Source organism: Parageobacillus caldoxylosilyticus NBRC 107762, from assembly GCF_000632715.1.
Taxonomy (GTDB): domain Bacteria; phylum Bacillota; class Bacilli; order Bacillales; family Anoxybacillaceae; genus Saccharococcus; species Saccharococcus caldoxylosilyticus.
This window is the reverse complement of record NZ_BAWO01000008.1, coordinates 18,318-45,252: the sequence shown is the minus strand read 5'-3', so window position 1 is coordinate 45,252 and position 26,935 is coordinate 18,318. Positions and strand designations below refer to the sequence as shown.

Annotated in this window: 33 protein-coding genes; 23 read left to right on the top strand and 10 right to left on the bottom strand. The window is 44.3% G+C overall.

The genetic code is table 11. The annotated features are described in order from the left end of the window. Nucleotides 1-13: 13 nt before the first annotated feature. The 5 genes from GCA01S_RS03700 (at nucleotide 14) to GCA01S_RS03680 (ending at nucleotide 3,820) form a co-directional block, all read left to right on the top strand. Nucleotides 14-1,147, top strand: coding sequence for an N-acetyldiaminopimelate deacetylase (locus GCA01S_RS03700; protein ID WP_042407313.1), 1,134 nt, complete (start codon nucleotides 14-16; stop codon nucleotides 1,145-1,147). A 55-nt stretch (nucleotides 1,148-1,202) separates the two neighbouring features. Continuing rightward, on the top strand, nucleotides 1,203-1,445 hold the full coding sequence (locus GCA01S_RS03695) for a YkuS family protein (RefSeq protein ID WP_017434628.1): 243 nt from the start codon (nucleotides 1,203-1,205) through the stop codon (nucleotides 1,443-1,445). 325 nt (nucleotides 1,446-1,770) lie between these two features. Further along, nucleotides 1,771-2,322: a peroxiredoxin gene (locus GCA01S_RS03690; RefSeq protein WP_017434629.1), complete on the top strand. Its 552-nt coding sequence runs from the start codon at nucleotides 1,771-1,773 to the stop codon at nucleotides 2,320-2,322. Between the two features lie 262 nt (nucleotides 2,323-2,584). Further along, nucleotides 2,585-3,046: a TlpA family protein disulfide reductase gene (locus tag GCA01S_RS03685; protein WP_017434630.1), complete on the top strand. Its 462-nt coding sequence runs from the start codon at nucleotides 2,585-2,587 to the stop codon at nucleotides 3,044-3,046. 108 nt (nucleotides 3,047-3,154) lie between these two features. After that, nucleotides 3,155-3,820, top strand: coding sequence for a potassium channel family protein (locus GCA01S_RS03680; RefSeq protein WP_017434631.1), 666 nt, complete (start codon nucleotides 3,155-3,157; stop codon nucleotides 3,818-3,820). A gap of 34 nt (nucleotides 3,821-3,854) precedes the next feature. On the opposite strand, the gene rnjA is transcribed toward GCA01S_RS03680, so the two are convergent. The 3 genes from rnjA to GCA01S_RS20805 all read right to left on the bottom strand — a co-directional run bounded on the left by rnjA (nucleotide 3,855) and on the right by GCA01S_RS20805 (nucleotide 6,038). Next, complete coding sequence (rnjA, locus tag GCA01S_RS03675) at nucleotides 3,855-5,522, bottom strand: ribonuclease J1 (RefSeq protein WP_017434632.1); 1,668 nt, start codon at nucleotides 5,520-5,522, stop codon at nucleotides 3,855-3,857. A gap of 2 nt (nucleotides 5,523-5,524) precedes the next feature. Next, a complete protein-coding gene (locus GCA01S_RS03670) occupies nucleotides 5,525-5,734 on the bottom strand; it encodes a DNA-dependent RNA polymerase subunit epsilon (protein WP_017434633.1) in 210 nt (69 codons plus the stop codon). 181 nt (nucleotides 5,735-5,915) lie between these two features. Next, the gene (locus GCA01S_RS20805; protein ID WP_017434634.1) at nucleotides 5,916-6,038 is read right to left on the bottom strand and encodes a hypothetical protein; all 123 of its coding nucleotides are present in this window, start codon (nucleotides 6,036-6,038) and stop codon (nucleotides 5,916-5,918) included. Between the two features lie 190 nt (nucleotides 6,039-6,228). On the opposite strand from GCA01S_RS20805, the gene GCA01S_RS03665 reads away from it, so the two are divergent. Then, entirely contained in the window at nucleotides 6,229-7,005 is a 777-nt protein-coding gene (locus tag GCA01S_RS03665; RefSeq protein ID WP_017434635.1) for a Cof-type HAD-IIB family hydrolase, read from the top strand. A 43-nt stretch (nucleotides 7,006-7,048) separates the two neighbouring features. Here GCA01S_RS03665 and def read toward each other — a convergent pair whose 3' ends face one another. Then, the gene (gene def / locus GCA01S_RS03660; RefSeq protein ID WP_026078418.1) at nucleotides 7,049-7,603 is read right to left on the bottom strand and encodes a peptide deformylase; all 555 of its coding nucleotides are present in this window, start codon (nucleotides 7,601-7,603) and stop codon (nucleotides 7,049-7,051) included. A 117-nt stretch (nucleotides 7,604-7,720) separates the two neighbouring features. Between def and GCA01S_RS03655 the strand changes: the two genes are divergently transcribed. From GCA01S_RS03655 to GCA01S_RS03630, 6 genes are all read left to right on the top strand, one after another. Further along, nucleotides 7,721-8,350, top strand: a complete 630-nt coding sequence (locus GCA01S_RS03655) for a YkyA family protein (RefSeq protein ID WP_244380864.1) — start codon at nucleotides 7,721-7,723, stop codon at nucleotides 8,348-8,350. A 409-nt stretch (nucleotides 8,351-8,759) separates the two neighbouring features. After that, nucleotides 8,760-9,872: a pyruvate dehydrogenase (acetyl-transferring) E1 component subunit alpha gene (pdhA, locus tag GCA01S_RS03650; protein ID WP_017434638.1), complete on the top strand. Its 1,113-nt coding sequence runs from the start codon at nucleotides 8,760-8,762 to the stop codon at nucleotides 9,870-9,872. 3 nt (nucleotides 9,873-9,875) lie between these two features. After that, entirely contained in the window at nucleotides 9,876-10,853 is a 978-nt protein-coding gene (gene pdhB, locus GCA01S_RS03645; RefSeq protein ID WP_017434639.1) for a pyruvate dehydrogenase complex E1 component subunit beta, read from the top strand. Nucleotides 10,854-10,929: 76 nt separating this feature from the next. Further along, nucleotides 10,930-12,237 (top strand): dihydrolipoamide acetyltransferase family protein, encoded by a 1,308-nt coding sequence (locus tag GCA01S_RS03640; protein ID WP_042407307.1) that lies wholly within the window; start codon nucleotides 10,930-10,932, stop codon nucleotides 12,235-12,237. A gap of 5 nt (nucleotides 12,238-12,242) precedes the next feature. Continuing rightward, a complete protein-coding gene (lpdA, locus tag GCA01S_RS03635; RefSeq protein ID WP_017434641.1) occupies nucleotides 12,243-13,655 on the top strand; it encodes a dihydrolipoyl dehydrogenase in 1,413 nt (470 codons plus the stop codon). 134 nt (nucleotides 13,656-13,789) lie between these two features. Further along, nucleotides 13,790-14,032, top strand: coding sequence for a hypothetical protein (locus tag GCA01S_RS03630; protein ID WP_017434642.1), 243 nt, complete (start codon nucleotides 13,790-13,792; stop codon nucleotides 14,030-14,032). A gap of 29 nt (nucleotides 14,033-14,061) precedes the next feature. Here GCA01S_RS03630 and GCA01S_RS03625 read toward each other — a convergent pair whose 3' ends face one another. Further along, a complete protein-coding gene (locus GCA01S_RS03625) occupies nucleotides 14,062-14,484 on the bottom strand; it encodes a DUF1885 family protein (protein ID WP_042407304.1) in 423 nt (140 codons plus the stop codon). Between the two features lie 218 nt (nucleotides 14,485-14,702). Between GCA01S_RS03625 and GCA01S_RS03620 the strand changes: the two genes are divergently transcribed. Next, nucleotides 14,703-14,828 carry a GapA-binding peptide SR1P gene (locus GCA01S_RS03620; protein ID WP_017434644.1) on the top strand — a complete coding sequence of 42 codons (126 nt, stop codon included), beginning with the start codon at nucleotides 14,703-14,705 and terminating at the stop codon, nucleotides 14,826-14,828. Nucleotides 14,829-14,961: 133 nt separating this feature from the next. Here GCA01S_RS03620 and GCA01S_RS03615 read toward each other — a convergent pair whose 3' ends face one another. After that, nucleotides 14,962-16,434 carry an aminotransferase class I/II-fold pyridoxal phosphate-dependent enzyme gene (locus GCA01S_RS03615; RefSeq protein WP_042407301.1) on the bottom strand — a complete coding sequence of 491 codons (1,473 nt, stop codon included), beginning with the start codon at nucleotides 16,432-16,434 and terminating at the stop codon, nucleotides 14,962-14,964. A 176-nt stretch (nucleotides 16,435-16,610) separates the two neighbouring features. Between GCA01S_RS03615 and GCA01S_RS03610 the strand changes: the two genes are divergently transcribed. From GCA01S_RS03610 to GCA01S_RS03595, 4 genes are all read left to right on the top strand, one after another. After that, nucleotides 16,611-17,570 carry an NAD(P)H-dependent flavin oxidoreductase gene (locus GCA01S_RS03610; protein ID WP_017434646.1) on the top strand — a complete coding sequence of 320 codons (960 nt, stop codon included), beginning with the start codon at nucleotides 16,611-16,613 and terminating at the stop codon, nucleotides 17,568-17,570. 17 nt (nucleotides 17,571-17,587) lie between these two features. Next, nucleotides 17,588-17,860: a UPF0223 family protein gene (locus tag GCA01S_RS03605; protein WP_017434647.1), complete on the top strand. Its 273-nt coding sequence runs from the start codon at nucleotides 17,588-17,590 to the stop codon at nucleotides 17,858-17,860. Between the two features lie 165 nt (nucleotides 17,861-18,025). Beyond that, entirely contained in the window at nucleotides 18,026-18,214 is a 189-nt protein-coding gene (locus GCA01S_RS03600; protein ID WP_017434648.1) for a hypothetical protein, read from the top strand. A gap of 125 nt (nucleotides 18,215-18,339) precedes the next feature. Then, nucleotides 18,340-19,134, top strand: coding sequence for an inositol monophosphatase family protein (locus GCA01S_RS03595; protein WP_042407299.1), 795 nt, complete (start codon nucleotides 18,340-18,342; stop codon nucleotides 19,132-19,134). Between the two features lie 31 nt (nucleotides 19,135-19,165). On the opposite strand, the gene GCA01S_RS03590 is transcribed toward GCA01S_RS03595, so the two are convergent. After that, the gene (locus tag GCA01S_RS03590) at nucleotides 19,166-19,351 is read right to left on the bottom strand and encodes a YlaF family protein (protein WP_017434650.1); all 186 of its coding nucleotides are present in this window, start codon (nucleotides 19,349-19,351) and stop codon (nucleotides 19,166-19,168) included. Nucleotides 19,352-19,477: 126 nt separating this feature from the next. Here GCA01S_RS03590 and typA point away from each other — a divergent pair, with 126 nt between their 5' ends. The 3 genes from typA to GCA01S_RS03575 are packed head-to-tail and all read left to right on the top strand — an operon-like array spanning nucleotide 19,478 to nucleotide 21,960. Continuing rightward, nucleotides 19,478-21,322 carry a translational GTPase TypA gene (gene typA, locus GCA01S_RS03585; RefSeq protein WP_017434651.1) on the top strand — a complete coding sequence of 615 codons (1,845 nt, stop codon included), beginning with the start codon at nucleotides 19,478-19,480 and terminating at the stop codon, nucleotides 21,320-21,322. A gap of 14 nt (nucleotides 21,323-21,336) precedes the next feature. Continuing rightward, nucleotides 21,337-21,654: a YlaH-like family protein gene (locus GCA01S_RS03580; RefSeq protein ID WP_017434652.1), complete on the top strand. Its 318-nt coding sequence runs from the start codon at nucleotides 21,337-21,339 to the stop codon at nucleotides 21,652-21,654. 12 nt (nucleotides 21,655-21,666) lie between these two features. After that, a complete protein-coding gene (locus GCA01S_RS03575) occupies nucleotides 21,667-21,960 on the top strand; it encodes a hypothetical protein (protein ID WP_017434653.1) in 294 nt (97 codons plus the stop codon). 88 nt (nucleotides 21,961-22,048) lie between these two features. Here GCA01S_RS03575 and GCA01S_RS03570 read toward each other — a convergent pair whose 3' ends face one another. Together GCA01S_RS03570 and GCA01S_RS03565 are read right to left on the bottom strand one after the other, a co-directional pair. After that, nucleotides 22,049-22,249: a YlaI family protein gene (locus GCA01S_RS03570; protein WP_017434654.1), complete on the bottom strand. Its 201-nt coding sequence runs from the start codon at nucleotides 22,247-22,249 to the stop codon at nucleotides 22,049-22,051. A 183-nt stretch (nucleotides 22,250-22,432) separates the two neighbouring features. Beyond that, a complete protein-coding gene (locus GCA01S_RS03565) occupies nucleotides 22,433-23,032 on the bottom strand; it encodes a YhcN/YlaJ family sporulation lipoprotein (RefSeq protein ID WP_017434655.1) in 600 nt (199 codons plus the stop codon). Between the two features lie 140 nt (nucleotides 23,033-23,172). Between GCA01S_RS03565 and GCA01S_RS03560 the strand changes: the two genes are divergently transcribed. After that, nucleotides 23,173-24,504: a PhoH family protein gene (locus GCA01S_RS03560; protein ID WP_052510012.1), complete on the top strand. Its 1,332-nt coding sequence runs from the start codon at nucleotides 23,173-23,175 to the stop codon at nucleotides 24,502-24,504. 38 nt (nucleotides 24,505-24,542) lie between these two features. Here the strand turns inward: GCA01S_RS03560 and GCA01S_RS03555 are convergent, their stop codons facing one another. Continuing rightward, a complete protein-coding gene (locus tag GCA01S_RS03555; protein WP_042407293.1) occupies nucleotides 24,543-25,052 on the bottom strand; it encodes a hypothetical protein in 510 nt (169 codons plus the stop codon). Between the two features lie 231 nt (nucleotides 25,053-25,283). Between GCA01S_RS03555 and GCA01S_RS03550 the strand changes: the two genes are divergently transcribed. Then, a complete protein-coding gene (locus GCA01S_RS03550) occupies nucleotides 25,284-25,577 on the top strand; it encodes a YlaN family protein (RefSeq protein WP_081161298.1) in 294 nt (97 codons plus the stop codon). 127 nt (nucleotides 25,578-25,704) lie between these two features. Then, nucleotides 25,705-26,916, top strand: coding sequence for an FtsW/RodA/SpoVE family cell cycle protein (locus tag GCA01S_RS03545; protein WP_017434659.1), 1,212 nt, complete (start codon nucleotides 25,705-25,707; stop codon nucleotides 26,914-26,916). The last annotated feature ends 19 nt before the right edge of the window (nucleotides 26,917-26,935 follow it).

Genomic DNA, 26,935 nt, shown 5'->3' with positions numbered 1-26,935 from the left:
TGGAGGGGATAGTATGTCATTGATTAGTCCTTTTGTTGCGATTCGCCGCGATCTGCATAAAATTCCGGAGCTGGGGTTTCAAGAATTTAAGACGCAGCAATATTTATTGCGCTATATTCATACGTTGCCGCAGGAACGGTTGGAAATTCAAACGTGGAAAACCGGGATTTTTGTGAAAGTAAAGGGAACAGCGCCGCGAAAAATGATCGGCTACCGCACCGATATCGACGGCCTGCCGATTAAAGAAGAAACGGGGTTGCCATACAGTTCGGAGCACGAAGGAAATATGCATGCGTGCGGACATGATATGCATATGAGCATCGCGCTCGGAGTGCTCACCTATTTCGCAAACCACCCGATCAAAGACGACCTATTATTTATTTTCCAGCCGGCAGAGGAAGGGCCGGGCGGGGCAAAACCGATGCTAGAAAGCGACATCATGCAAGCGTGGAAGCCGGATATGATTATCGCGCTGCATATCGCTCCGGAATATCCGGTCGGCACGGTTGCGACGAAAGAAGGTTTGCTGTTTGCCAATACATCGGAACTATTTATTGATTTAAAAGGGAAAGGCGGACATGCCGCGTTTCCGCACTTAGCGAACGATATGGTTGTTGCCGCCTGCGCTCTTGTCATGCAGCTTCAGTCTATCGTTGCCCGCAATGTCGATCCGCTTGACAGCGCGGTGATTACCATCGGCAAAATTTCCGGCGGGACGGTGCAAAATGCGATTGCCGGGCAGGCTCGTTTAGAAGGAACGATCCGCACCTTGTCGGCCGACGCGATGAAAAAAGTGAAAGAGCGGATTGAAGCGATGGTAAGCGGCATCCAACTTGCGTATCAATGCGAAGCGGAAATTGACTATGGTGCGATGTACCACCAAGTATATAACGATCCGCAGTTAACGAGGGAGTTTATCCGGTTTGCCCAAAGTTATCCGGAAGTGCAGATAGTCCGCTGCAAAGAAGCAATGACGGGCGAAGATTTTGGTTATATGCTTGCGGAAATTCCGGGGTTTATGTTTTGGCTTGGTGTCGATTCCCCTTATGGGCTTCATCATGCCAAAATGGCGCCAAATGAAGCGGCGATCGATCGGGCCATTGACTTTTTGACATCGTATATTTCGTGGAAAGGAAACAACGGTTAATGGTATAGTTCCACCTTCATTAAGGCACATTATGTATATGAGGAGGTGGAGTGCGATGGCGAAAATTGGGGTAGAACACTCGCTGACGGATGTGCAAGAAGCGTTAAAAGCGAGAGGACATGAAATCATTCCGCTTCGCGGGGAAAATGATGCAAAAGGCTGCGACTGTTGCGTGATTACAGGCCAAGATGCCAATGTAATGGGGATTCAAAATGCGATGACTGCCGGTCCTGTTATCGAAGCAAGCGGTCTGACAGCAGAAGAAATTTGCCAAAAAGTTGAAGAAAAATTGCGTTAATCGTTGACGGGCTGTCCGCATCAACAGCCCGTTTTTTGTGAATAATGAGAATGCAGCCCGCTCCAACGAGCAAATGATTTTGTTTTACCAGTTGAGGATACTATACTAAAAGTAAAGCGGTTGAGAGAAAGAGGGATATGAGCATCGCAAAAATGGAATCCATATACAAAGCATGGAGCATAAGGTAATAAAAAATAACTTTCTTTTTAAATTAATTATCATTTAACATTGACTAAAATTATCAATATCATTATAATATTATTTGTCAATATAATGAGTGGTATTAACGAAAACACCATCAAATAAAGAAAATGGAGGGGTACATATGGCAGAACGCATGGTAGGAAAACAAGCACCTCGTTTCGAGATGCAAGCAGTATTGCCAAACGGCGACTTCGGACGTGTCAGCCTTGAAGAAAACATGAAAAACGGCAAATGGACTGTGCTCTTCTTCTATCCAATGGATTTCACGTTCGTATGCCCGACAGAAATCACCGCGATTTCTGACCGCTACGATGAATTTGAAGATTTAGATGCCGTTGTGATCGGCGTTTCGACAGACTCTGTATATTCGCATAAAGCATGGATGAAAGTGCCTCGCGAAGAAAACGGCATCGGCGAAATTAAATATCCGTTAGCAGCAGACCCTACTCATCAAGTTGCCCGCGATTATGGTGTTCTTATTGAAGAAGAAGGCGTTGCGCTTCGCGGCTTATTTATCATCGATCCGGAAGGCGAATTAAAATACGCTGTCGTTCATCATAATAACATTGGCCGCGATGTCGATGAAGTATTGCGCGTGCTTCAAGCGCTGCAAACCGGAGGCCTTTGCCCAGCAAACTGGAAACCAGGCCAAGCAACATTGAAAGTGGAATAAGGAAAAAGAAGAAAGGTCTAACATGACGTTAGACCTTTCTTTACAAAAGTATATAGCCATGAGCCTGTGACTAGAGTTTTGGGATGAAATGGAAAAGGGTTTTTGAACCGAGCCGACAGGGCGCTAAACACCAGTGAGGTGTTTGCCTATGAAAGTTTGGCCGAACAAGAGTGAGTGCTTGCAAGCAGGTGTAGGAAAAACTCTTTAGTACATCAGAACCCACCGGCTTAGTCGTGTGGAGGTTCTGAAGGGAGGGATGAATATGAAACTGCGTGAACCAATGCCGGAATTAACAGGTGCTACGGCAACGCTCAACGGCGAAGTAACAAGAGAACAATTGATTGGAGAAAAACCAACATTAATCCACTTTTGGTCGGTAAGCTGCCATCTTTGCAAAGAAGCGATGCCGCAAGTAAACGAGTTCCGCGACCGCTATAAAGATAAGCTGAACGTCGTTGCCGTTCACATGCCGCGTTCAGAAAAAGACTTAGATATCGAATTGGTCAAAAAAGTTGCTGAAGAACATGGCATTACGCAGCCGATTTTAGTGGATAACGAACATAAAATTACCGATGCCTTTGAAAATCAATACGTGCCTGCTTACTATGTATTTGATGCGGAAGGCAAACTGCGTCATTTCCAAGCAGGCGGAAGCGGCATGAAAATGCTGGAAAAAAGAGTAAACCGTGTATTGGAAGAAACAGAAAAGGCACAGCAGCAATAAAGAAAGGCGAGAGGAACGAAAAAACGATGTTTTCGTTCCTCTTTTGTTTTTGCTAAAATAGATAGGGAAAATATAGAAACAGCGACAGTGGATAGTGGAGGAATGAATGTGAAAAAGAAACAATTTGCTGTCATTGGCCTCGGCCGTTTTGGCGGAAGCATTTGCCGCACGTTAAGCGAGCAAGGAATGGAAGTGCTGGCCATCGATATTGACGAAGATCGCGTCAATGAGTTTGCTTCGATTGTTTCTCATGCAGTAGTAGGAGATTCGACCGATGAAAACGTGTTGAAAAGTTTAGGCATCCGCAATTTCGATCATGTTATTGTGGCAATTGGCGATAATATTCAAGCGAGCATTTTAACGACATTGATTTTAAAAGAGTTAGGCGTGCAGCATATTACCGTAAAAGCGACAAATGACTACCATGAAAAAGTGCTGAAGAAGATTGGCGCCGATCAAATTGTCCATCCAGAGCGGGACATGGGAGAGCGAATTGCCTATAACTTGATTTCCAACAATGTTCTTGACTATCTGGAGCTCTCGGATAAGCATAGCATTGTGGAAATCGTCGCCAGTGAGCGCTTAGATGGACATTCGCTGCTAGAACTTGATATTCGCGCACGTTATGGAATCAACATTGTTGCGATCCGGCGCGGTACAAATGTGATCGTGTCGCCGTTAGCATCCGAAATTATCCGCAAAGGCGATGTTTTAGTGGTCATCGGCGCCGATGAAGACATCGACCGTTTTGAAGAAAAAGTAGTAAGCAAATAAAACAGCTGTTCCTAAACCGGAACAGCTGTTTTATTTATATTTCCATAATAATTGGTAAAATCATCGGTCTCCGTTTTGTTTTTTCATATAGGAATGGCGCAAGGGTTTCCGTAATTTCGTTTTTAATTTCCGACCATTGATTCGTTTTGCGCTCAAGCACTTTTTCAAGATGTTTCGTAATGAGGGACTGCGCTTCATTAATTAAATCGCTCGATTCGCGCATATACACGAATCCACGCGAAATAATATCCGGACCGGCTGCGATTTTGAACTCTTTCATGTTAATGCTGACAACGACGATGACAAGGCCTTCTTCCGATAGAATGCGGCGGTCGCGCAAGACGATATTCCCGATATCGCCGACTCCGCTGCCGTCAATGTAGACGGAGCCGGATGGAATTTTGCCGACGATGCGTGCGTCATTTTCGCTTAGCCCAAGCACTTCGCCGTTATCCATAATGAAGCAGTTTTCTTCCGGCACTCCGCAATCGACTGCAAGCTTGGCATGCATTTTTTGCATGCGATATTCGCCGTGAATCGGCATAAAATATTTCGGTTTCATTAAACGGATCATTAACTTTTGCTCTTCTTGCCCGCCGTGTCCGGAGGTATGAATATCGTTCAGCGGCCCATGGATGACTTCGGCCCCGGCGCGGTACAGCATGTTAATCGTTCGATTGACGCTTACCGTATTGCCCGGAATTGGCGAAGAAGAGAAGACAACTGTATCGCCAGGCATAATTTGGATTTGGCGATGGGTGCCATTGGCGATGCGCGACAGCGCGGCCATTGGTTCTCCTTGGCTGCCGGTACACAAAATCGTCACACGATTGGCAGGAAGGCGATTAATTTCGTTTGCGTCGACAAAAGTATCTTTAGGACATCTAATGTAACCGAGTTCTTGTCCGATTTCAATCGCAGCCTCCATGCTTCTTCCGAATACAGCAATTTTGCGATTATTCATTACGGCTGCTTCCGTTACTTGCTGCAGCCGATGAATGTTAGAGGCAAAGGTAGCAAAAATAATGCGTCCTTGCACTTTCCGGAAAATATCGTGAATGCTTTCCCCAACGCGGCGTTCCGACATGGTAAAATGCGGAATTTCACTATTGGTGCTGTCAGAAAGCAGACAAAGGACCCCTTCTTTTCCTATTTCCGCCATCTTCGTTAAGTTTGCCGGTTCGCCGACCGGGGTAAAGTCAAACTTAAAGTCTCCTGTATGAACAATTTGGCCAACCGGAGTTTTGACGACAATTCCATAGCTGTCAGGAATGCTGTGCGTCGTCCGGAAAAATGTCACCGCTGTTTTATGAAAGCGAATGACATCATCTTCGCGAATTTCAATAAGTTTCGCTTGTCTGAGGAGCCCGTGTTCTTCAAGTTTGTTGCGGATTAGCCCGAGCGCTAATTTTCCGCCGTAAATTGGAATATTCACTTGTTTAAGCAAGTATGGAATTCCGCCAATATGGTCTTCATGCCCGTGAGTAATAAACAGTCCCTTTACTTTCTCTGCGTTTTTTACTAAATACGTGTAATCAGGAATGACGTAGTCAATTCCGAGCAGTTCATCTTCAGGAAATTTAATTCCCGCGTCAATGACAATAATTTCATCTTGAAATTGTACGCCATATGTATTTTTTCCGATTTCACCTAATCCGCCGAGGGCAAATACACCGACTTGTTGATCATTTAAAAATTTCATATTCAAATCTCCAATACTTTAAAATCAGGATTTTTCTTTTCATATTCTAGGTGGGCTCCCTCTAACGGCTGAATATATTCGATATTCATCGTACGACCGCGCAGTTTTTGGCGTACTTCCCGTTCCGACTCCGCTTCAATATAGAGCGTTTTTGTTTTTTCTCTCACAGGCACTTCATCAGGATTTTCTTGGTAAAACACTTTAAAAATCATTCTAAAATCTCTCCTTATTGAACGATTATTCCTTTAACCTTTTTATTATATATAAAGTAAGGATGGTTTTCATGTTTTTTTCACTATATTATATAGGATAAAGAAAATGGGAAAAAGAAAGGATAGGGGAAAAACATGATATGTAACATCTTTGACGAATTTTTATGTTTTCATTCGCTTTTTAGAAAGAAGCCCTTCTTAGGGGAAGGGCTGTTATCATAAAGGTTAGGCGATCGATTTTTTCCGGAGCAGATCTTTCCATTGTTGAAGCAGCTTCTTTTTCAGCTTTTTCAACATTTTTCATCACTCCTTACTTCCTATTGTACTCATTTCTTGGTGAAAGTAAATGTCCTTCTTCTATATTATATTATATGTGAACAAAGGCTTGTTTTTCATGGATAAAAGTGGAACGAGGCTTTTGCCTGCTGTTTGACATTTTCAGCTTTTTTCAGTACGGTAAAGAATGAAGAAATTAAGCGTTAAGGGGAGAGACTGTGAAGCGAAAAATTGTATTTTTTGACATTGATGGCACGCTGCTTGATGATGAAAAACAGCTCCCGCCGTCGACAGTAAGGGCCATTCAGGAATTGAAAAAGGCGAATGTGTATGTAGCGATTGCCACAGGCAGAGCGCCGTTTATGTTTGCTAACTTGCGAAAGCAGCTAGGAATTGATTCTTTCGTCAGTTTCAACGGGCAATATGTAGTATTCGAAGGGGATGTTATTTATAAGCATCCGCTTGAACGGCAAAAATTGCATGAATTAAAAGAAGACGCGCATCAAAACGGCCATCCGCTCGTTTTTATGAATGCGAATGAGATGAGAGCGAGCATGGAAAATCATCCGTATATCCATGTCAGCATGGGGAGCTTGAAATTTTCCCACCCTCCGTTTGATCCGCTTTATTATGAAAATGAAGACATTTATCAAGCGCTTTTATTTTGCAAGGCAGAAGAAGAACAAACATATATAAAAGCATATCCGCAGTTTCGCTTTGTCCGTTGGCATAATGTATCTACTGACGTATTGCCGGTAGGAGGATCGAAAGCGGAGGGAATCCGGAGAATGATTGAGAAACTCGGCATTGCCAAGGAGGATGTGTACGCGTTCGGCGACGGGTTGAATGACATTGAAATGTTAAAGTTCGTGGGAACTGGCGTTGCGATGGGCAACGCACAGGAGGAAGTGAAAAAAGCGGCCGATTTCATTACGAAGCCGGTTGGAGAAGAAGGGATATTATACGGATTAAAGCAGCTTGAGTTAATTCCGTAAAAAAAGGGCATATATCCAGTGCAGGATATAGCCCTTTTTACGTTTAACGTTCGATGGGAATAGCATTGTCCGGCACTTTAAAAGGATTTTGTGGATCGATATGGTCATAAAACATAATGCCGTTTAAATGATCGATCTCATGTTGAAAGACAATGGCGGGCAACCCTTTTAAGCGCAGGGTTACTTCTTCGCCGTCGATTGTCGTTCCGGTCACAGTAATGCGGGCATAGCGCGGCACGTATCCCGGAACGTCGCGGTCGACCGATAAACATCCTTCACCGCTCGTTAAGTAACATTGTTGAACAGAATGGCTGACGATTTTCGGATTAAATAGCGCATAGCTATATAACGTGCCTTTCTCGTCGGTCACATGAACGGCAATCATTCGCTTCGATACATTGATTTGCGGAGCGGCCAGTCCAATTCCGGGACGCAATCCGTACTTTTCAGCAAGTTCCGGGTTTTGACTCATTTTTACATAATCAAGCAGGCTTTGCAAAATTCGTTTATCTTCTTCCGATGGAGGAAGAGGAACAGGTTCGGCTACTTTCCGCAGCGTCGGGTGTCCTTCTTTAATAATATCTTTCATCGTAATCATCATGTCTTCACTCCCTGTATGACGTTGATGTCTGAATTAAGTCTAACAAAAATATATTTTGGACGTAAACTAAAATGAAACAGATACATGGGAAAGGAAGAGAAAACGTTGCAAAAGATGATGCAAAGGTGGATGGGATTTATTGCCGCATTACTGCTGCTTGCCGGCTGCAGTCATCTTATTGGCAAGCAAGAGGTTCTTTCGGCTGTTCAGAAAATGGCTGCCTATGAAAAGGACGCAATAGAAGAGCAGAAAAAACTAACGGAATTGGAACAAAAACAAAATGCATTATATGCCCGCATGATGTCGTACGGCTTCAAACATTTTACAAAAGTGGAGCAGTTAGCGAAAGAAGCATTAACGATCATAGAGGAGCGGAGAAAATATCTTGCCGGAGAATATAAGGCAATGCATTCAGGAAAACGGCAGTTAAATTTGATCAAAAGAGAAATGAGCGGGCTTCACGATGAACATGCAAAACAACAGATCAACCAATTCATTGAAGTCGCGGAACAACGCTATGAAACGTATGACAAGCTGTATGTCCAGTATAAAGAGATGCTGACATTAGAAAAAGAACTTTATATTTTATTGCAAAATAAAGATGTAACGGCCGAACGGCTTCAGCAGCAAATCGACCGAATTAATGAACGTTATCGGAACATAATGGATATAAACGGACAATTTAATGCCTATACAAAAAAGTATAATAGGGAAAAAAAGCAATTATATCATATGTGGAAATAACATAATTTAGGAAAGCGGGGGCTGTATTTTTCCCCCCCTTTTATATTTTGCAAAAATATAAAACAGGATTAATACAGAGTTTTGTGTTGTAATATAACACATTCTAAATAGATATCTTTCCATTCCAATAAAAAGCAGTTAAATTATAAAAAATAATGATAAATCAAAGTGATTGACGATTGGTAAAATAAAGTGTAAACTTAAAAGCGCGGACAAAATTGTACTAATTACAATAATTAAAATGATTAATACAGGTATTTTTCAGCAGTGTTCGCCCGTTTACGCCGTGGAACAAAAACAGCTGTTTTTTATTTATTTATGATTTTGGGTAAATTAATGCTATATGAATCAACGTTGTCGTTGCAATGAATCCTTATTTTTAAATTTACGAAAGGTAGAGGTGAACAGAATGGGTGTAAAAAAAGCATCCCGATTCAATTTTACGGAGCAGCTTGAAAAGATTGCTGAACAATTTCCGACATTTCAAATCTTAAACGAAGAAGGGGAAGTAGTAAACGAAGCGGCAATGCCGGATTTAAGCGACGACCAGCTTAAAGAATTAATGCGCCGCATGGTGTACACCCGCATTCTTGACCAGCGCTCGATTTCGTTAAACCGCCAAGGCCGTTTAGGTTTCTATGCGCCGACAGCGGGACAAGAAGCGAGCCAAATCGCGAGCCATTTTGCATTGGAAAAAGAGGATTTTATTTTGCCTGGATACCGTGATGTTCCGCAAATTATTTGGCACGGTCTTCCGCTTTATCAAGCGTTTCTGTTCTCACGCGGTCACTTCCACGGCAATCAAATTCCGGAAGGAGTAAACGTACTGCCGCCGCAAATTATCATCGGAGCGCAATATATTCAAGCAGCAGGCGTAGCGCTAGGACTGAAAAAACGCGGCAAAAAAGCGGTAGCGATTACATATACAGGTGACGGCGGTACATCGCAAGGGGATTTCTATGAAGGGATCAACTTTGCGGGAGCATTTAAAGCGCCAGCCATTTTCGTCGTGCAAAACAACCGTTTTGCCATTTCCACTCCAGTAGAAAAACAAACGGTGGCCAAAACGCTTGCGCAAAAAGCGGTAGCAGCGGGGATTCCTGGAATTCAAGTCGACGGCATGGACCCATTGGCCGTATATGCGGCTGTGCGTGCTGCTCGCGAGCGCGCGATCAATGGCGAAGGCCCGACGCTTATCGAAACATTGTGCTTCCGTTATGGGCCGCATACGATGTCAGGAGACGACCCAACTCGCTATCGTACAAAAGAATTGGAAAACGAATGGGAGAAAAAAGATCCGCTTGTCCGCTTCCGCAAGTTTTTGGAAAACAAAGGCTTATGGAGCGAAGAAGAAGAAAACAAAGTAATTGAACAAGCGAAAGAAGAAATTAAAGAAGCGATTAAAAAGGCGGACGAAACGCCGAAGCAAAAAGTAACGGATTTAATTAGCATTATGTACGAAGAACTGCCATTTAACCTAAAAGAGCAGTATGAAATTTATAAAGAGAAGGAGTCGAAGTAAGCCATGGCGCAAATGACAATGATTCAAGCGATCACGGATGCGTTGCGCATCGAGTTGAAAAACGATCCGAACGTGCTAATATTCGGGGAAGACGTTGGGGTCAACGGCGGCGTATTCCGGGCGACGGAAGGATTGCAGGCGGAGTTTGGCGAAGACCGGGTATTTGATACGCCTCTTGCTGAATCGGGAATTGGCGGGCTTGCGATCGGACTGGCTCTGCAAGGATTCCGCCCGGTTCCGGAAATTCAATTTTTCGGGTTTGTTTATGAGGCAATGGATGCGATTTGCGGACAAATGGCGCGCATCCGCTATCGTTCCGGCGGCCGCTACAACGTGCCGATTACGATTCGTTCTCCGTTTGGCGGCGGCGTTCATACACCGGAACTGCACTCTGACAGTTTGGAAGGCTTAGTTGCACAACAGCCTGGATTAAAAGTCGTCATTCCGTCTACTCCATACGACGCGAAGGGATTGCTGATTTCAGCCATCCGCGACAACGACCCGGTTATTTTCTTAGAACACTTAAAATTGTATCGTTCGTTCCGCCAAGAAGTGCCGGAAGGAGAATATACAATTCCAATCGGCAAAGCGGACATTAAGCGGGAAGGAAAAGATATCACGATCATCGCTTATGGCGCAATGGTGCATGAATCGTTAAAAGCGGCGGCAGAATTAGAAAAAGAAGGCATTTCTGCCGAAGTGGTCGACTTGCGCACCGTTCAGCCGTTAGATATTGAAACGATTATCGGTTCTGTCGAAAAAACCGGACGGGCGATCGTAGTGCAAGAGGCGCAAAGACAAGCCGGAATTGCCGCAAACGTTGTAGCAGAAATTAATGAACGGGCGATTTTAAGCCTCGAGGCTCCTGTGTTGCGCGTCACCGCACCGGATACGGTCTACCCGTTCGCGCAAGCAGAATCCGTATGGCTGCCTAACTTCAAAGATGTGATTGAAACGGCGAAAAAAGTCATTAACTTCTAAGAGTGACAATTAGGAAGAAGCGCATTGCTTCTTCCCCCCTCATACTTTTTGGAAAACAATAGGAGGTCGACAAACAGTGGCATTTGAATTTAAGCTGCCGGATATCGGCGAAGGCATTCATGAAGGGGAAATCGTCAAATGGTTTGTCAAACCTGGCGATGAAGTCAATGAAGACGATGTTTTGTGCGAAGTGCAAAACGATAAAGCGGTTGTGGAAATTCCGTCTCCGGTAAAAGGGAAAGTACTGGAAATTTTAGTCGAAGAAGGAACGGTAGCAACCGTTGGCCAAACGTTAATTACGTTTGATGCGCCTGGATATGAAAACATGACGTTTAAAGGCCAAGAACAAGATGAGACGAAACAGCAGGAAAAACCGCAAGAAGTGTCGAAAGAAGAAAAGAGCGAAGCGGCAGCTCCGCAAACAGAACCAGCTGGACAGCCGGAAGTCGATCCAAACCGTCGTGTCATTGCGATGCCTTCTGTGCGTAAATACGCCCGTGAAAAAGGTGTCGATATTCGCCTTGTGCAAGGAACCGGGAAAAATGGCCGCGTGTTAAAAAGCGATATTGACGCATTCCTTGCCGGCGGTGCGGCAGCGGCGCAAAAACAAGAAGCGCCAACCGCAAAAGAAGAAAAAGCAGCGGCTGCAGCAGCTCAACAACCTGTTGTGCTAGAAGGCGAGTTCCCAGAAACTCGCGAGAAAATGAGCGGCATCCGCCGTGCGATTGCCAAAGCGATGGTCAATTCGAAACATACGGCGCCACATGTCACTTTAATGGACGAGGTGGATGTGACAAAACTGGTGGCACATCGCAAAAAATTCAAAGAGATTGCAGCGGAAAAAGGCATCAAGCTTACATTCTTGCCATATGTGGTAAAAGCATTGACATCAGCGCTGCGTGAATTCCCAGTTTTAAATACATCCATTGACGACGCAACGGAAGAAATCATTCATAAACATTATTACAACATCGGCATTGCTGCCGATACGGACCGCGGTTTGCTCGTTCCGGTTATCAAACACGCGGATCGCAAGCCAATTTTTGCACTTGCAAAAGAAATTAATGAACTTGCGACAAAAGCACGCGAAGGAAAACTAATGCCAAACGAAATGAAAGGTGCGTCTTGCACGATCACCAATATCGGTTCTGCCGGCGGTCAATGGTTTACTCCGGTCATTAACCATCCGGAAGTAGCCATCCTTGGCATTGGACGCATTGCCGAAAAACCGATTGTCCGTGACGGCGAAATCGTAGTCGCTCCGGTATTAGCGCTGTCGTTAAGCTTTGACCATCGCATGATTGACGGTGCTACAGCGCAAAAAGCGTTGAATCACATTAAACGTCTATTAAATGACCCTGAATTATTATTAATGGAGGCGTAAAAAACATGGTAGTTGGCGATTTTGCAATTGAAACAGAAACGCTTGTTGTCGGTGCAGGCCCTGGCGGTTATGTGGCTGCAATTCGCGCAGCCCAGCTGGGGCAAAAAGTAACCATTGTAGAAAAAGGCAACCTTGGCGGAGTATGCTTAAACGTCGGATGTATCCCGTCTAAAGCGCTTATTTCCGCAAGCCATCGTTATGAAGAAGCGAAACATTCGGAAGATATTGGCATTAAAGCGGAAAATGTTACCGTTGATTTTTCGAAAGTGCAACAATGGAAAGCAAGCGTCGTGAAAAAGTTAACTGGCGGCGTCGAAGGTTTGTTGAAAGGAAATAAAGTGGAAATTGTGCGCGGCGAAGCATATTTTGTCGATGCCAATACGGTGCGTGTCGTAAACGGGGATAGCGCGCAAACATATACATTCAAAAACGCTATTATCGCAACGGGCTCCCGTCCGATCGAACTTCCTAACTTTAAGTTTTCCGCACGTGTGCTTGATTCCACCGGCGCACTTAACTTGCAGGAAATTCCAAAATCGCTTGTCGTTATTGGCGGCGGCTATATCGGCGTGGAATTAGGCACTGCGTATGCGAACTTTGGCACTAAAGTAACGATTATTGAAGGTGCAGACGAAATTCTATCCGGCTTTGAAAAACAAATGACGGCCATTGTGAAACGCCGCTTAAAGAAAAAAGGCGTCGAAATCTTCACCAATGCGCTTGCTAAAGGTGTGGAAGAGCGGGAAGACGGCGTGACGGTTACCTTTGAAGTAAAAGGGGAAGCGAAAACGATTGACGCAGACTATGTGCTCGTAACGGTAGGACGCCGTCCGAATACTGATGAGCTCGGTTTAGAACAAATCGGCATCAAAATGACGGACCGCGGCTTAATTGAAGTGGATAAACAATGCCGGACAAGCGTTCCGAATATTTTCGCCATCGGCGATATCGTTCCGGGACCGGCGCTTGCCCATAAGGCGTCTTATGAAGGAAAAATCGCTGCCGAAGCGATCGCCGGAAAACCGTCTGAAGTGGATTACATCGCAATTCCAGCTGTTGTGTTCTCCGATCCGGAATGCGCTTCTGTCGGCTATTTTGAACAACAAGCAAAAGACGAAGGAATCGATGTGGTAACGGCAAAATTCCCGTTTGCCGCAAACGGCCGTGCGCTTTCTTTGAACGATACAGACGGATTTGTGAAGCTCGTCGCTCGCAAAGAAGACGGTGTCATCATCGGCGCGCAAATTGTCGGTCCGAATGCTTCCGATATGATCGCGGAACTTGGGCTTGCCATCGAAGCGGGAATGACGGCGGAAGATATCGCGTTAACGATTCACGCTCACCCAACGTTAGGCGAAATTGCAATGGAAGCAGCAGAAGCTGTTCTTGGCACTCCAATCCATATTATCACTAAGTAAGTGGACAAATAGGTTTCAGACAAATGTCTGAAACCTATTTTTGTTCTATAAATGACCTTTCTTGTCCACTGATCAATAATATTTTCCCTTGCTCGTTCATATCGTTATGGTAGAGGAGATGCGGGGGATGATCGATGAAAGAATATGTGGCATTTTTACTGCACATGATGATTTGGAGCAGTTTTTCCCTGATCGAATGGCTGTCAGGGCGCGACCGGCCATTTTTTAAAGGGATGATGCTTTGCGTGTTTTTATATATGGCCTTTTTATTAGCGCGAAAACTTGGCTTACGCACCCGGAAAGCGTTTTGGACAACGGCATTGACGGCTGTTACGTACTTTACTTGTCAGCATTTTGTCTGGGAAGCGTTTCGATAAGAAAAAATAAAAAACGATAGCGGGAACCACTATCGCTTGCAAAAGTACATCACCTTTCCGTTAAACAGATGAAGCTCGCCTTCTAGTTTTTTGGCGAGAAACTTGCAGAATTCGTTCGCTTTCCCCTTATCACCGTATGTCGCCTCGTTTGGCAACGTAATTTGAATCAGTGATGATTCTGCTTCCGAGTCTGTTTCCGTATGCGGCCCGACACCGATGATTATTGCTCGATACCGGTGGCCGTCCCCTTTTAAGTAAAACCATTTTCCCTTTCCTTCGTCCGTTTCCGCCAGCTGATAAGGAAAGGCGGCCTGTTCGTACCTCCAACCGAGCTGCTCCCCTGTTTTGCTTAAGATATCTCGGTAATAGTGAAACAATTGTTTTACTTCTTCTAATGTAATCGTTTTCTGTTTCGACGCAGGAACGAGCTTTATGTAAGCATGTGTCGCCATATTCTCTCCCCCTATCGTGAATATCCTGATTTTTATTGTACCATGTTTACGCAAAGGCGGGTTATTGATTTTTATTTATTTTTAGAATGGTGAAAGAACACTCCTATTTTGCTTAATAAAAAATAAATGTGACATACAAATATGCTATTGACATCATAAATGTGATATATTATTATGAAATTAACGAACGAATATATCATCACAAAGGAGTTTTGGGGATGGGCACAATCGTATGTCAAACATGTGATGCGACCATTGCACATTTTGAAGACGAAAAAGTGACAACGCTTTACGGAAAATGTTGCAAATGCAATAGCGATGAGACTGCAGAAGAGGAAGAATAAAGAAACGGTCAAACGGTGGGGGAAGGTTTGCACATAGCGCGCATGTGAAAGGGGCACATGCGCGCCTTTTACTTTTATAAAGAACAAGAAAAGCGCAAGCCAGTATTTGGCCTGCGCTTTTTTCAGGAGAGGTTCATCGGATTGGCTTATGCTCTTTAATCACCCGCAATGTTTGTAGCGTGTCGTCTTCCGGCCCTTGCACCGGCAGACCGACTTCTAAATTCTTTTTGATATAATTTAAATTTTCTTGGGTAATAATTTCCCCAGGAATAAAAATCGGGATTCCCGGCGGATATACCATGACAAATTCCGCGATAATTCGTCCTGCCGATTCGTCAAATGGCACGACTTCCGTCTCCGCGTAAAACGCGTCGCGCGGAGTTAAAGCAAGAGCAGGGATGTCCGGCAATAATACTTTCGGCTTTACTCCTTCTGCCGCCTGATGGCGGAATTGCTCCGACAAATGGCGAAGCGCACGGACAAGCATGTCCGTTTCCTGTTCGGTGTCTCCAGGAGTAATAATACATAAAATGTTATACAAATCGGACAGCTCTACTTCAATGTTATATGCTTCTCTTAACCATTTTTCGACGTCATATCCCGTTAATCCCAACTCTTTAACGGAAATAATCAGTTTGGTCGGGTCGTAATGATATGTTGCTTCCGTTCCTAAAATTTCTTTTCCTACACAATAAAGATAAGGAATTTCGTTTATTTGTTTCCGAGTTTTTTCAGCAAGCTGAATAGCTCTTTCGATAAGCTCCCGTCCTCGTGTAGCAAGCTGTTTGCGTGCAACATCCAAAGAGGCTAGCAATAAATAAGAAGTAGATGTAGTCATTAACATGCTTAAAACAGCTTGTACGTGTTTGGCAGATACAAGCCCTTCACGTACGTTTAAAATAGAGCTTTGCGTCAAAGAACCGCCTAGTTTATGAACGCTTGTTGCCGCCATATCCGCTCCAGCTTGCATTGCAGAAAGCGGAAGAGCTTCATGAAAATGAATATGGGCACCGTGTGCTTCATCAACAAGAACAGGAACATGATAGGAATGAGCGATTTCAACAATTTTCTTTAAATCACCGGCGATGCCAAAATAAGTCGGATTAATAACGAGAACTCCTTTTGCCTCGGGATGTTGCTTAAGTGCTTTTTCTACCGCTTCAGGTGTAATTCCATGAGAAATCCCGAGCTCCTTATCAATTTCCGGATGAATGAAAATTGGTGTTGCACCAGAAAAGACAATGGCAGACATGACCGATTTATGCACGTTACGCGGAACGATAATTTTATCGCCGGGACCCGCAACCGACATCACCATTGCCATAATGGCACCGCTTGTTCCTTGGACGGAAAAAAATGTATAATCAGCCCCGAATGCTTCAGCGGCTAGTTCTTGAGCGCGCTTGATAATGCCTTTTGGGTGATGGAGGTCATCAAGTGGACCGATATTAATCAAATCCATCGATAACGCATTTTCTCCAATAAAATCTCGAAACTCAGGGTCCATCCCTGCTCCTTTTTTATGACCAGGAATATGAAATTGAGTAGGATTTTTCTTAATATGTTCCAATAGTCCAGTAAATAATGGTGTTTCAAACTGTGACAATGTTTTTTCACACCTCTTTTTGCATAAAAATAAAACAAATGCATTATAGCATGTATTTTTTTATTTGCAAAGCATGAATCGATTGTAAAATTTCTATTACATAGATTGAGAATAAAAGAGGAAAATAGCCATGTCAACAAGAAAAATAGTATACTTAGTGAGAAGGAGGGATAAGCATGATTTGGAAAACGAGAGTAACAGAGTTGCTTGGCATTACATATCCAATTATTCAAGGAGGGCTTGCCTATTTAGCATACGCCGATTTGGCGGCCGCGGTCTCTAACGCCGGAGGCTTAGGACAAATTACGGCGATGTCGCTGGAAAGCCCGGAGCGATTGCGCGAGGAAATTCGCAAGGTAAAAGAAAAAACCGATCGTCCATTTGGCGTCAATTTTGCGATCGGGCAGCACGGCCGTCCGTTTCAGCATATGCTCGAAGCCGCATTGGAGGAAGGTGTGCCCGTTGTTTCCGTCACGGGAGGAAATCCGGCCCCGTTTTTTGAACAACTAAAGGGGACAAACGTGAAAAAATTGGTGTTGGTTGCCGCTGTTCGCCAAGCGGTCAAAGCAGAAGAGCTTGGCGCCGATGCAGTGATGGTGGTCGGCCAGGAAGGGGGCGGCCATTTAGGAAAATACGATACAGGGACGTTTGTTCTGATTCCGAAAGTAGTCGATTCGGTGTCGATTCCGGTTATCGCTTCAGGCGGCATCGGCGACGGGCGCGGTTTGATGGCGGCGTTGGCGCTTGGGGCGGAAGGCATTGAGATGGGAACGAGATTTATTGCGACAAAGGAATGCGTCCATGCTCATCCGATCTATAAAGAAATGCTGGTGAAAGGATCGGAGCATGATACTGTTGTCATTAAACGGACGTTAGGAGCGCCAGGCCGTGCGATTGCCAATGAGTGGACGCAAAAAATATTAGAGATCGAGGACAAGGGAGGCACCTACGAGCAGCTGAAAGAATATATCAGCGGCGAAGCGAACCGGCGCTTTATTTACGAAGGAAAAATAAACGAAGGGTTTGCCTGGGCCGGGCAAGTAATGGGATTAATTAAAGATGTTCCAACGGTAGCAGAATTATTTGCGCGCATGATTGGCGAAGCGGAACAAATCCGGCGCAGATGGGCAAACTAACGTTGGAGGTGTGGGCGATGAATTATTCCTACCCGTTTTCCTATGACTGGTCGACGCAAGAAATTATTGATGTCATCAAATTTTTTGAAGCGATTGAAACCGTCTATGAAAAAGGAATGGAACGGGAAAAACTAATGAACACATACCGCCGCTTTAAAGAAATTGTTCCAAGCAAAAGCGAAGAAAAAAAGTTATGCGATGAATTTGAACAGGCAAGCGGCTATTCATCCTATCAAGTAATGAAAAAAGCGAAAGCAGCAAAAAACGGTGATTGGATTCACATGGAATGAATGCGCCGCATAGAGATGGTACAGCGCGAAAAGTAGGTGAATACACAAATTTGTTGCATACCCCCTTTTTTTCACATAATATATATAAAACAAAATAGCTATCAGAAAATTCCGTTATTTATACAAAAGGATTTTCGGGATCATAGCGAAAGGGGTGCTATGCACATGAAAAAAACAATGAATTCGGTGAAGCGTACTGATGGAGAGAAGCGCATGGCGGTATTGCGGTTAGAACTAGATTATGAGTTAGCGACGCTGTATGAAGCGATGATGGAAAACGATGAAGAAAAGAAAAAAGAATGCAAACGAAGATTGGAAAAACTGCGTCAAGAATTAATGCGCCTTCAAGTATGACAACACATTTTAAGGCGAACCACCTCAGCGGTTCGTTTTTTTCTTGAATTGTGTCAGCATCCCTTTCGTTAATGACGGAAATATTTTTGATGCGTACATATTTCGTAAAAGCAGGAGGACTGGATATGCAAGTGAAATGGGAAGAAATTGATCATTATGCCCGACAATGGATAAGGGAAGCAGGGGCGAGAATCCGCGCTACATTTGCAGAAAAGCTGACGGTGGAAACGAAATCGCACCGCAACGATCTCGTCACCAATGTCGACCGTGAAACAGAGCGCTTTTTTATTGAAAATATAAGAAAAACATTTCCTGATCATCGTGTTTTAGGGGAAGAGGGATTCGGCGATAATATCACCACCCTCGAAGGCATTGTTTGGATTATTGATCCGATCGATGGGACGATGAATTTTGTCCACCAGCAGCGAAACTTTGCGATTTCGATCGGTGTGTTTGAAAAGGGAGTCGGAATGTTGGGATATGTGTACGATGTCGTGCAGGATGAGCTGTATGCCGCACGCAAAGGCGAAGGGGCGTTTTTGAACGATAAGCCGCTTTCCCCTTTGGAACCGGTATCTGTTTCTGAAGCGCTCATCTCGCTAAATGCTACATGGGTGACCGAAAATAAACGAATCGATCCGAGCGTATTGGCTCCGCTTGTCAAAGATGCGAGAGGAACGCGTTCATACGGATCGGCGGCGCTTGAAATGGCATATGTTGCCGCAGGCCGCTTGGACGCCTATATTACGATGCGCCTGTCGCCGTGGGATTTCGCCGGTGGGCTTGTGCTTGTGCAGGAAGTCGGCGGCATTGTGACAAATTTATATGGTGAGCCGCTTCGTCTCCTGGAAAGAAACTCCGTATTTGTGTCAAAGCCGGGATTGCATGAGGAAATTTTAAAAAAATATATTCATCATTAGAATGGGACAAACTGAAAAGTTGTCCCATTTTCTATAGCATTCCTTTTTCGCGCATTCGTTTTTTGCGGGCAAATCCGATGCCGACAATCACAAATAAAGCGACGACAGATAAAATAACACCGATGATGCTTTGTTCCGCGATAAAAATGCCGACGGCCATAATGGCGATGACCGCGAATATCGCTAATAAAAGCGGAATCGGTTGGATTTGCTTCATTTGTCTATTCTCCTTTCGTGTGCTTACGGTAAAATTTTGCGTTTTCTTTAGTGTACAGGAAAATATGCCGCTTTTCTATCTTTATGATATAATAAACGAGCAGTTTACACATAGGAGTGACACACCTTGACAAAAAGAAGAGAAGATCTTCGCAATATTGCAATTATCGCACACGTAGACCATGGCAAAACAACGTTGGTGGATCAATTATTGCGGCAATCGGGAACGTTCCGTGAAAACGAACACGTAGAAGAGCGTGCTTTGGACCGGAACGATTTAGAAAGAGAACGTGGAATTACCATTTTAGCCAAAAATACTGCCGTTCAGTATAAAGGGACGCGCATTAATATTTTAGACACGCCGGGACATGCTGATTTCGGCGGTGAAGTAGAGCGGATTATGCGGCTTGTCGATGGTGTTTTATTGGTAGTCGACGCTTATGAAGGCTGCATGCCGCAGACGCGCTTTGTGCTGAAAAAGGCGCTTGAGCAGCAGCTCGTCCCGATTGTCGTCGTCAATAAAATTGACCGTGAGTTTGCGCGGCCAGAGGAAGTCGTTGACGAAGTGATTGACTTATTTATTGAATTAGGAGCATCGGAAGACCAGCTTGAGTTTCCGGTTGTCTATACTTCGGCGCTGCACGGAACAGCCAGCTTGGATCCTCACAAACAAGAGAAAGATATGAGTGTATTATTTGAAACGATTATCGATCATATTCCAGCGCCGGTGGACAATCGGGAGGAACCGCTGCAATTTCAAGTGGCGCTGCTTGATTACAACGAGTACGTTGGGCGCATCGGCATCGGCCGTATCTTTCGCGGGACGATGAAAGTCGGACAGCAAGTGGCGCTAATGAAATTGGATGGTTCCGTGAAAACGTTCCGTGTCACCAAATTGTTTGGGTTTATTGGCTTAAAACGGATAGAAATTACCGAGGCAGAAGCAGGAGATATTGTCGCGGTGGCGGGAATGGAAGATATTAACGTCGGGGAAACGGTATGCCCGCTTGATCATCAAGAAGCATTGCCGCCGCTTCGCATTGATGAACCGACTTTGAAAATGACGTTTTTAGTGAACAATAGCCCGTTTGCCGGACGAGAAGGCAAATATGTAACGGCAAGAAAGCTGGAAGAGCGCCTGCGCACCCAGCTCGAGACGGACGTCAGCCTGCGCGTGGAAAACACCGATTCTCCTGATGCGTGGATCGTTTCCGGGCGCGGTGAGCTCCATTTATCGATTTTGATCGAAAACATGCGCCGCGAGGGATATGAATTGCAAGTATCCAAGCCGGAAGTAATTATGAAAGAAATTGATGGCGTGCTTTGCGAGCCAGTGGAACGGGTTATTATTGATATTCCTGAAGAATACACCGGTGCAATTATGGAATCGATCGGGGCCCGCAAAGGCGAGCTGGTGGATATGGTCCATAATGAAAATGGGCAAGTGCGCCTCGTCTTTATGGTGCCTTCGCGTGGATTGATTGGTTATCGAACGGAATTTATGTCATTAACGCGCGGATATGGAATTTTAAATCATTCATTTGACCATTATGCGCCGGCGCAAAGCGGGCAAGTGGGCGGCCGCCGCCAAGGAGTGCTCATTTCCATGGAAACCGGCAAAGCAACGGCGTATGGTATTATGCAGCTAGAAGACCGAGGAACGATTTTTGTCGAGCCGGGGACGGAGGTATATGAAGGAATGATTGTCGGCGAGCACAATCGCGAAAACGATTTGGTCGTCAATATTTGCAGGGAAAAACATATGACGAACATCCGCTCGTCGACAAAAGAGCAAACGGTTACGATGAAAAAGCCGCGTTTAATGACGCTTGAAGAAGCGCTTGAATATTTAAATGACGACGAATATTGCGAAGTAACGCCAAAATCGATTCGCCTGCGCAAAAAAATATTAAATAAAAGCGAGCGCGAAAAGGTGGAGAAGAAAAAGAAAGCAGCGCAGCAGGCGAAATAAGGGGGGGGAATTTGGTGGATGTTTTAGAACGCCTGACGTTTTTTGCATCGCTATATAAAGTGGACGCAAATCCGGAGAAAGGGATGTGGCTTCTTTACATTACAATTTTTGTTTTGGCTGCCGTTGTGTACCGTCTCGGTTTTGCCAAGAAGCTTCCCTTGCTTAAAAACGTCATTATCTATGTGTTGTTGGCGTTAGGCTGCACGATTTTAACCTTTTTTGCCGTATTTTTGCCGATTGCGGAAGGATTGGTGGTCGCCGCTCTCGTATTAATTATTTATAAAGTCCGCCTATACCAATCCAAAGGACACGAGATGAAAGAAGAAAAATAAGGCGGTGAAGCGATGAAATCGTTGCAAGATGCCCTTTATAATTGGCTGACGATTTATGTGGTGGCACAGGCGCGTCCGGACGATATGGCGGCCCAAGAGACAGCTTCCTTTTTTTACGAAATACTAAGGCACGATTTTCAAATTACCGAACTGCAAGTCAACAAAGATGGAGCCGGGGAAATGTATATCGTTCACTACGAGCGAAACGGGGAAAAACAAATGGCGCGGTTTCCGGTGGAACTGATTGATGTGATGTTGGAGCAAATAGAAAAGAATCCAGAAAAATATCGCAACTATCTTTCCTAAAAAAGCCGGGTTTTTTGTCCCCGGCTTTTTTGATGCAAAATCCAGGATGCTGCTGGCAAGCGGGAAAGAAGGCTGGCTACACCGACATTTACCATTCATCGTCGGACAATGTGGAACGATATATGCGAAATTTTCCAGTTGCTAGCCGCGCCTTCGTTTTTTCGGCGATGCGATCGTAGCACTCTTTACACATATAGGTGTGAATAGGGCGGTTTCGTAGCCGTTTTGCCAGCAGCGATTCATCATCAATCGTATCGATTCGGTCGCAAAGAACACATTTAACTCTCATTGTCCACCTCGTTGGCTCATACAAATTTGTATCAGAAAAATAAGAAGACTTCCCTTTAACCGATGGGTAAGCCGAAGAAGAGTTGTCTTAATTTTATTATATCATGAATCCGAACATGGATGATACATATGCGGCAATGCAACGCCATTCATCAATAAAGAGCTTAGCTTTGAGCTAAGCTCTTTATTGATTTAAGTATTCATTCGATTGTTTTTCCTGACGGCGATGAAGCTGCTGCTCCTCTTTCTTGTTTAGTTGCGAATCATTTTCGTCGGTTGGCTCCGGTGGTGTCGTTTCCAATAAATCGCTAGGCACTTCCGGCATGACCCGTCCGACGATGTCGGCAATTTCGTTCATAAACGCTTGAACAGGCCGACCGTTATCCACCTGTCTGGCGATGTTTTTCAAGCGGGCATACAGGTCAGGATCAGCGATGATAATGGCGTTAGCTCCATAAGGATCTTTTTGCAGCGCTTCAGCAACGGAATATTTAATCGTTCCGACCCGCGAAGCATCCATATTTGCATCGATATCGATGCCAACAATGGCGTATTTTCCGACCACAAGCACGGTCGCATCGTTTACGTTTGGCACGCGCTTGGCTAAGTCAGCGAGGCGGTGGGCAATGTCTTGGCCTGCCTTGTTCGTTATTTTTTCATCTGTCGTGTTTTTGACACGAACAAGCGAGCGTTCTGTGTCATTGGCACGCTCATCATTTCCTATATTACATCCACCCAATAAGCAAATGCATAAGGCAACCAACAAATACCGGATCCAGTTCATCGTTTGCACACCTCTATCTCATTTTTTTACTTTATTTTGCAAACATTCTTCTATCTTTATGCATTTTTTCATATCTTATATAACAACCATTCCTGTCCAATAGTGGAAAGTAAAAAATGAAAAATGGGGAGAGTGGTAATTTGGGAAAAAAAATATATGTATTAGATACAAATGTGCTGCTGCAAGATCCATATTCCATCTTTTCGTTTGAAGACAATGAAGTGGTCATTCCGGCGGTCGTGCTCGAGGAAGTTGATTCGAAAAAAAGGTACATGGACGAAATCGGCAGAAACGCTCGGCAAGTATCGAAGCTGATCGACCGTCTGCGCGAAAACGGAAAGCTGCATGAAAAAATTCCGCTCGAAAACGGCGGAGTGCTGCGCATTGAATTAAATCATCGCTCTTTTCAGCAACTGCAGGAAATTTTTGTGGAAAAAACAAATGACAACCGCATTTTAGCGGTAGCAAAAAACTTATCTATCGAGGAACAGGCAAAAGAAAATGGACGTTCTGTTATTTTAGTCAGCAAGGACGCGCTTGTGCGCGTGAAGGCAGATGCAATTGGCTTGCAAGCAGAAGATTTTTTAAGCGACCGCGTTGTCGATGTGGACCATATTTATACTGGGTTTCTCGAGCTATACATAGGGACAGAGCACTTGCAACGATTTTATGAAAAAGGAGAACTCGTTTTAGCCGACATTGCCAATCATCCTTTTTACCCAAACCAATTTATCATTATGAAAGATGCGTTTGGCGGTTCCGCCTCTGCCATAGGCATTGTCGATCACAGCGGCAAAAAAGTGAAAAAGCTTGTGTTTCATCATGAACATATATGGGGGATTCGCCCGCGCAACGTGCAGCAAACGATGGCGTTTGAACTGCTTACGCGCGATGACATCCAGCTTGTCACCTTGATTGGCAAAGCGGGAACGGGAAAAACGCTGCTTGCTCTTGCGGCGGGATTGATGCAGACGGAAGATTTACGCACGTACAAAAAGCTGCTTGTCGCCAGACCAATCGTCCCCATGGGAAAAGATATCGGCTTTTTGCCGGGGGAAAAGGAAGAAAAGTTGCGCCCGTGGATGCAGCCGATTTTTGATAATTTAGAATACTTGTTTAACACAAAAAAAACAGGGGAATTAGATGCAATTTTAGCGGGAATGAGTTCGATTGAAGTAGAAGCGCTCACCTATATACGCGGCCGCAGCCTGCCAGAGCAGTTTATTATCATTGATGAGGCACAAAATTTAACGAAACACGAAGTAAAAACGATTTTAACGCGTGTCGGCGAGAAAAGCAAAATCATTTTGATGGGCGATCCGGAGCAAATCGATCACCCATATTTGGACGAATATAACAACGGCCTCACGTACGTCGTGGAGAAATTTAAAGACCAGAAGATTGCCGGGCACGTCCGCCTGATCAAAGGAGAGCGCTCTGCATTGGCGCAGCTTGCTGCGGATATACTGTAAAAAAAGCTGGATGCCCCAGGGCGCTGGGGCATCCAGCTTTAGCGGACAACAAAGCGGCGAACATGGGTAATCGGCGTTTCGCGGTTGGAACCGTCGCCAAAATAAAAATGTACGGGCCCGTCTTCCCTTAACGGTTTTCCATCTTTAGAAAAGCCGAGAATCGCTTCATATGCTTGTTGAAGCGAAATCGTTATTTCATCATGCTCGGTTACGATTGTCAGCTCCTTTGCATCCGGCAGCGGCTCCGCATTGCGCAAAAAGGGAGCGAGCGGCATTGCAAACGTCCCCGTAATGATTTTTTCCTTCAAAAAGCGTTTTTCTGTCTTTAACGTAGGCGGAGAAACGGCACCTTCCTGAATTTCCCGATCCCAAAAAGCAGATAACTTTTTGATTTCCTCTTCTTCTTCCTGTTGCTCATGCTGCTGCCCATGGGAAGGGTTTAAAAAGTATGTGTGTAAATCTATTTTACGATCATCAAAAATCCATACTCCCGGGTCCAGCGTAATGGTAAACTTTACATTTCCCGTTATCAGAATAATATCGTTCATTTTTGATCCTCTCCTCTACATCGGCTGCTGTTTTTAGTATAATGGTAAATGGATAGTTTGTCATGTGTAATGTGCGTTCATATCTTTTTCCTATTACTATGAGGAGAATGTTTACGGCTGATGCTCAAAGCTGTTCATTCGCTTCTATCATTCCAATTGACAAGTGTTTCAACTTGCAAAATTGCATGTTTCACGTTAAGATTTAAAGAAGGATTAGGGGAGAACGGAGGGATGGATGTGACAGGCGATGCAATTAACTATCGCGAAAAAGCGTACGCGCTTCTGCAAGCGGATGCCGATAAAATTGTAAAGCTAATTCAAGTGCAAATGGATAATTTGACGATGCCGCAATGTCCACTCTATGAGGAAGTGCTTGATACGCAAATGTTCGGTCTATCACGGGAAATTGATTTTGCCGTGCGTCTCGGTCTGGTGAATGAGAAGGAAGGCAAAGCGCTGCTCGACCGGCTCGAGCGCGAGCTTTCCGCATTGCATGAGGCGGTAACAAAAAAGCGCGTACGATAAAAATAAATCGTTAACTCAAACGGTTGGTAAGTTGCAATCGTTTGAGTTTTTCTGTTTTTAAGAAGGAAAACAAAGGGCAATTACGAATGATTTTAATGTACATACTAGCAAATAAGGAAGAGGAATGATGGATAAGGAACTCATGAAAAAGGTGCTAAAGTGTTACGACTATCCGTTGATTATCGCAGTGGTGATGCTTTCATTGTTCGGCTTGATTATGGTCTATAGTTCGAGCATGATCACTGCCGTCATTCGCTTCGAGGTGCCGAGCGACTATTTTTATCAGCGGCAAAAGCTATGGCTTGTTATAGCATTTATTGGATTTTTCATCACACTGATTATTCCTTATAAAGTATGGGCGAAGGAAAAGTTAGTTAAATTAATCTTTTTTGTCTCCCCGCTTCTGTTAATCGCAGTGGCGTTTCTTGGACATACAGCGAACAACGCAACAAGCTGGTTTCGGGTCGGCGCGTTAAGCTTACAGCCAGCCGAGCTGGCAAAGTTCGGACTGATCGTTTACTTAGCGGCAGCATTTGCCAATAAACAAAAAAGATTATCCCAGCCTGTAAAAAGCAATTTATTTCCGATTTACTATACGTTGTTTATTTGCTTTTTAATTGCGATTCAGCCCGACTTTGGCACAGCGATGATTGTGTTGGCGATTGCTTCGTGTTTAATTTTGTCATCAGGGCTGCGGCTCCGTTTGTTGTTTAAGCAGCTGCTGTTCTTTATGCTTATGTTCATTATCGTGTCCCCGATTATTATCCCTATCCTTGGCGATAAAATTTTTTCCAAGGAGCGGATGTCACGGATTTATAGCTTTTTAGATCCGTTTAAATATGCTAATGACGAAGGGTTTCAGCTCGTTAATTCCTATTTGGCAATTGGATTAGGAGGAATAAAAGGATTAGGATTAGGAAAAAGCATTCAAAAATATGGCTATTTACCTGAGTCGCACACCGATTTTATTATAGCAATTATTGCTGAAGAACTAGGGCTTTTTGGGGTAGTATTTACATTAGGCCTTTTAGCTTTCATTGTGTTAAGAGGATTGTGGATTGCGAGAAAATGCAATGACGCGTTTGGCAGTCTTCTTGCGATTGGAATTTCTGTCATGATTGGCATTCAAACGTTTATTAATGTGGGAGGCGTAACAGGAGTGATTCCACTTACTGGAGTTCCATTGCCGCTTGTTAGTTATGGAGGATCCTCGCTTATGCTGTTTATGACCTCTCTTGGAGTGCTTGTCAACATATCGATGTTTACGAAATACGAAGAAAACTATAAACGAAAGGTAAAAACTGTGAAAAAAGTGCAAAAAAAAGGTCTGACTTTTTAGAGAACGTATTTACAAAAAG

What these genes read in the sequence shown, in the direction of transcription:
- GCA01S_RS03700 (WP_042407313.1), top strand. Translation starts at nt 14, where the DNA reads ATGTCATTGATTAGTCCTTTTGTTGCGATTCGCCGCGATCTGCATAAA.
- GCA01S_RS03695 (WP_017434628.1), top strand. Translation starts at nt 1,203, where the DNA reads ATGGCGAAAATTGGGGTAGAACACTCGCTGACGGATGTGCAAGAAGCG.
- GCA01S_RS03690 (WP_017434629.1), top strand. Translation starts at nt 1,771, where the DNA reads ATGGCAGAACGCATGGTAGGAAAACAAGCACCTCGTTTCGAGATGCAA.
- GCA01S_RS03685 (WP_017434630.1), top strand. Translation starts at nt 2,585, where the DNA reads ATGAAACTGCGTGAACCAATGCCGGAATTAACAGGTGCTACGGCAACG.
- rnjA (WP_017434632.1), bottom strand. Translation starts at nt 5,522, where the DNA reads ATGAAATTTTTAAATGATCAACAAGTCGGTGTATTTGCCCTCGGCGGA.
- GCA01S_RS03670 (WP_017434633.1), bottom strand. Translation starts at nt 5,734, where the DNA reads ATGATTTTTAAAGTGTTTTACCAAGAAAATCCTGATGAAGTGCCTGTG.
- GCA01S_RS20805 (WP_017434634.1), bottom strand. Translation starts at nt 6,038, where the DNA reads ATGAAAAATGTTGAAAAAGCTGAAAAAGAAGCTGCTTCAACAATGGAA.
- def (WP_026078418.1), bottom strand. Translation starts at nt 7,603, where the DNA reads ATGATTACGATGAAAGATATTATTAAAGAAGGACACCCGACGCTGCGG.
- GCA01S_RS03655 (WP_244380864.1), top strand. Translation starts at nt 7,721, where the DNA reads ATGATGCAAAGGTGGATGGGATTTATTGCCGCATTACTGCTGCTTGCC.
- pdhA (WP_017434638.1), top strand. Translation starts at nt 8,760, where the DNA reads ATGGGTGTAAAAAAAGCATCCCGATTCAATTTTACGGAGCAGCTTGAA.
- pdhB (WP_017434639.1), top strand. Translation starts at nt 9,876, where the DNA reads ATGGCGCAAATGACAATGATTCAAGCGATCACGGATGCGTTGCGCATC.
- lpdA (WP_017434641.1), top strand. Translation starts at nt 12,243, where the DNA reads ATGGTAGTTGGCGATTTTGCAATTGAAACAGAAACGCTTGTTGTCGGT.
- GCA01S_RS03630 (WP_017434642.1), top strand. Translation starts at nt 13,790, where the DNA reads ATGAAAGAATATGTGGCATTTTTACTGCACATGATGATTTGGAGCAGT.
- GCA01S_RS03625 (WP_042407304.1), bottom strand. Translation starts at nt 14,484, where the DNA reads ATGGCGACACATGCTTACATAAAGCTCGTTCCTGCGTCGAAACAGAAA.
- GCA01S_RS03620 (WP_017434644.1), top strand. Translation starts at nt 14,703, where the DNA reads ATGGGCACAATCGTATGTCAAACATGTGATGCGACCATTGCACATTTT.
- GCA01S_RS03610 (WP_017434646.1), top strand. Translation starts at nt 16,611, where the DNA reads ATGATTTGGAAAACGAGAGTAACAGAGTTGCTTGGCATTACATATCCA.
- GCA01S_RS03605 (WP_017434647.1), top strand. Translation starts at nt 17,588, where the DNA reads ATGAATTATTCCTACCCGTTTTCCTATGACTGGTCGACGCAAGAAATT.
- GCA01S_RS03600 (WP_017434648.1), top strand. Translation starts at nt 18,026, where the DNA reads ATGAAAAAAACAATGAATTCGGTGAAGCGTACTGATGGAGAGAAGCGC.
- GCA01S_RS03595 (WP_042407299.1), top strand. Translation starts at nt 18,340, where the DNA reads ATGCAAGTGAAATGGGAAGAAATTGATCATTATGCCCGACAATGGATA.
- GCA01S_RS03590 (WP_017434650.1), bottom strand. Translation starts at nt 19,351, where the DNA reads ATGAAGCAAATCCAACCGATTCCGCTTTTATTAGCGATATTCGCGGTC.
- GCA01S_RS03575 (WP_017434653.1), top strand. Translation starts at nt 21,667, where the DNA reads ATGAAATCGTTGCAAGATGCCCTTTATAATTGGCTGACGATTTATGTG.
- GCA01S_RS03570 (WP_017434654.1), bottom strand. Translation starts at nt 22,249, where the DNA reads ATGAGAGTTAAATGTGTTCTTTGCGACCGAATCGATACGATTGATGAT.
- GCA01S_RS03565 (WP_017434655.1), bottom strand. Translation starts at nt 23,032, where the DNA reads ATGAACTGGATCCGGTATTTGTTGGTTGCCTTATGCATTTGCTTATTG.
- GCA01S_RS03555 (WP_042407293.1), bottom strand. Translation starts at nt 25,052, where the DNA reads ATGAACGATATTATTCTGATAACGGGAAATGTAAAGTTTACCATTACG.
- GCA01S_RS03550 (WP_081161298.1), top strand. Translation starts at nt 25,284, where the DNA reads ATGGATGTGACAGGCGATGCAATTAACTATCGCGAAAAAGCGTACGCG.
- GCA01S_RS03545 (WP_017434659.1), top strand. Translation starts at nt 25,705, where the DNA reads ATGGATAAGGAACTCATGAAAAAGGTGCTAAAGTGTTACGACTATCCG.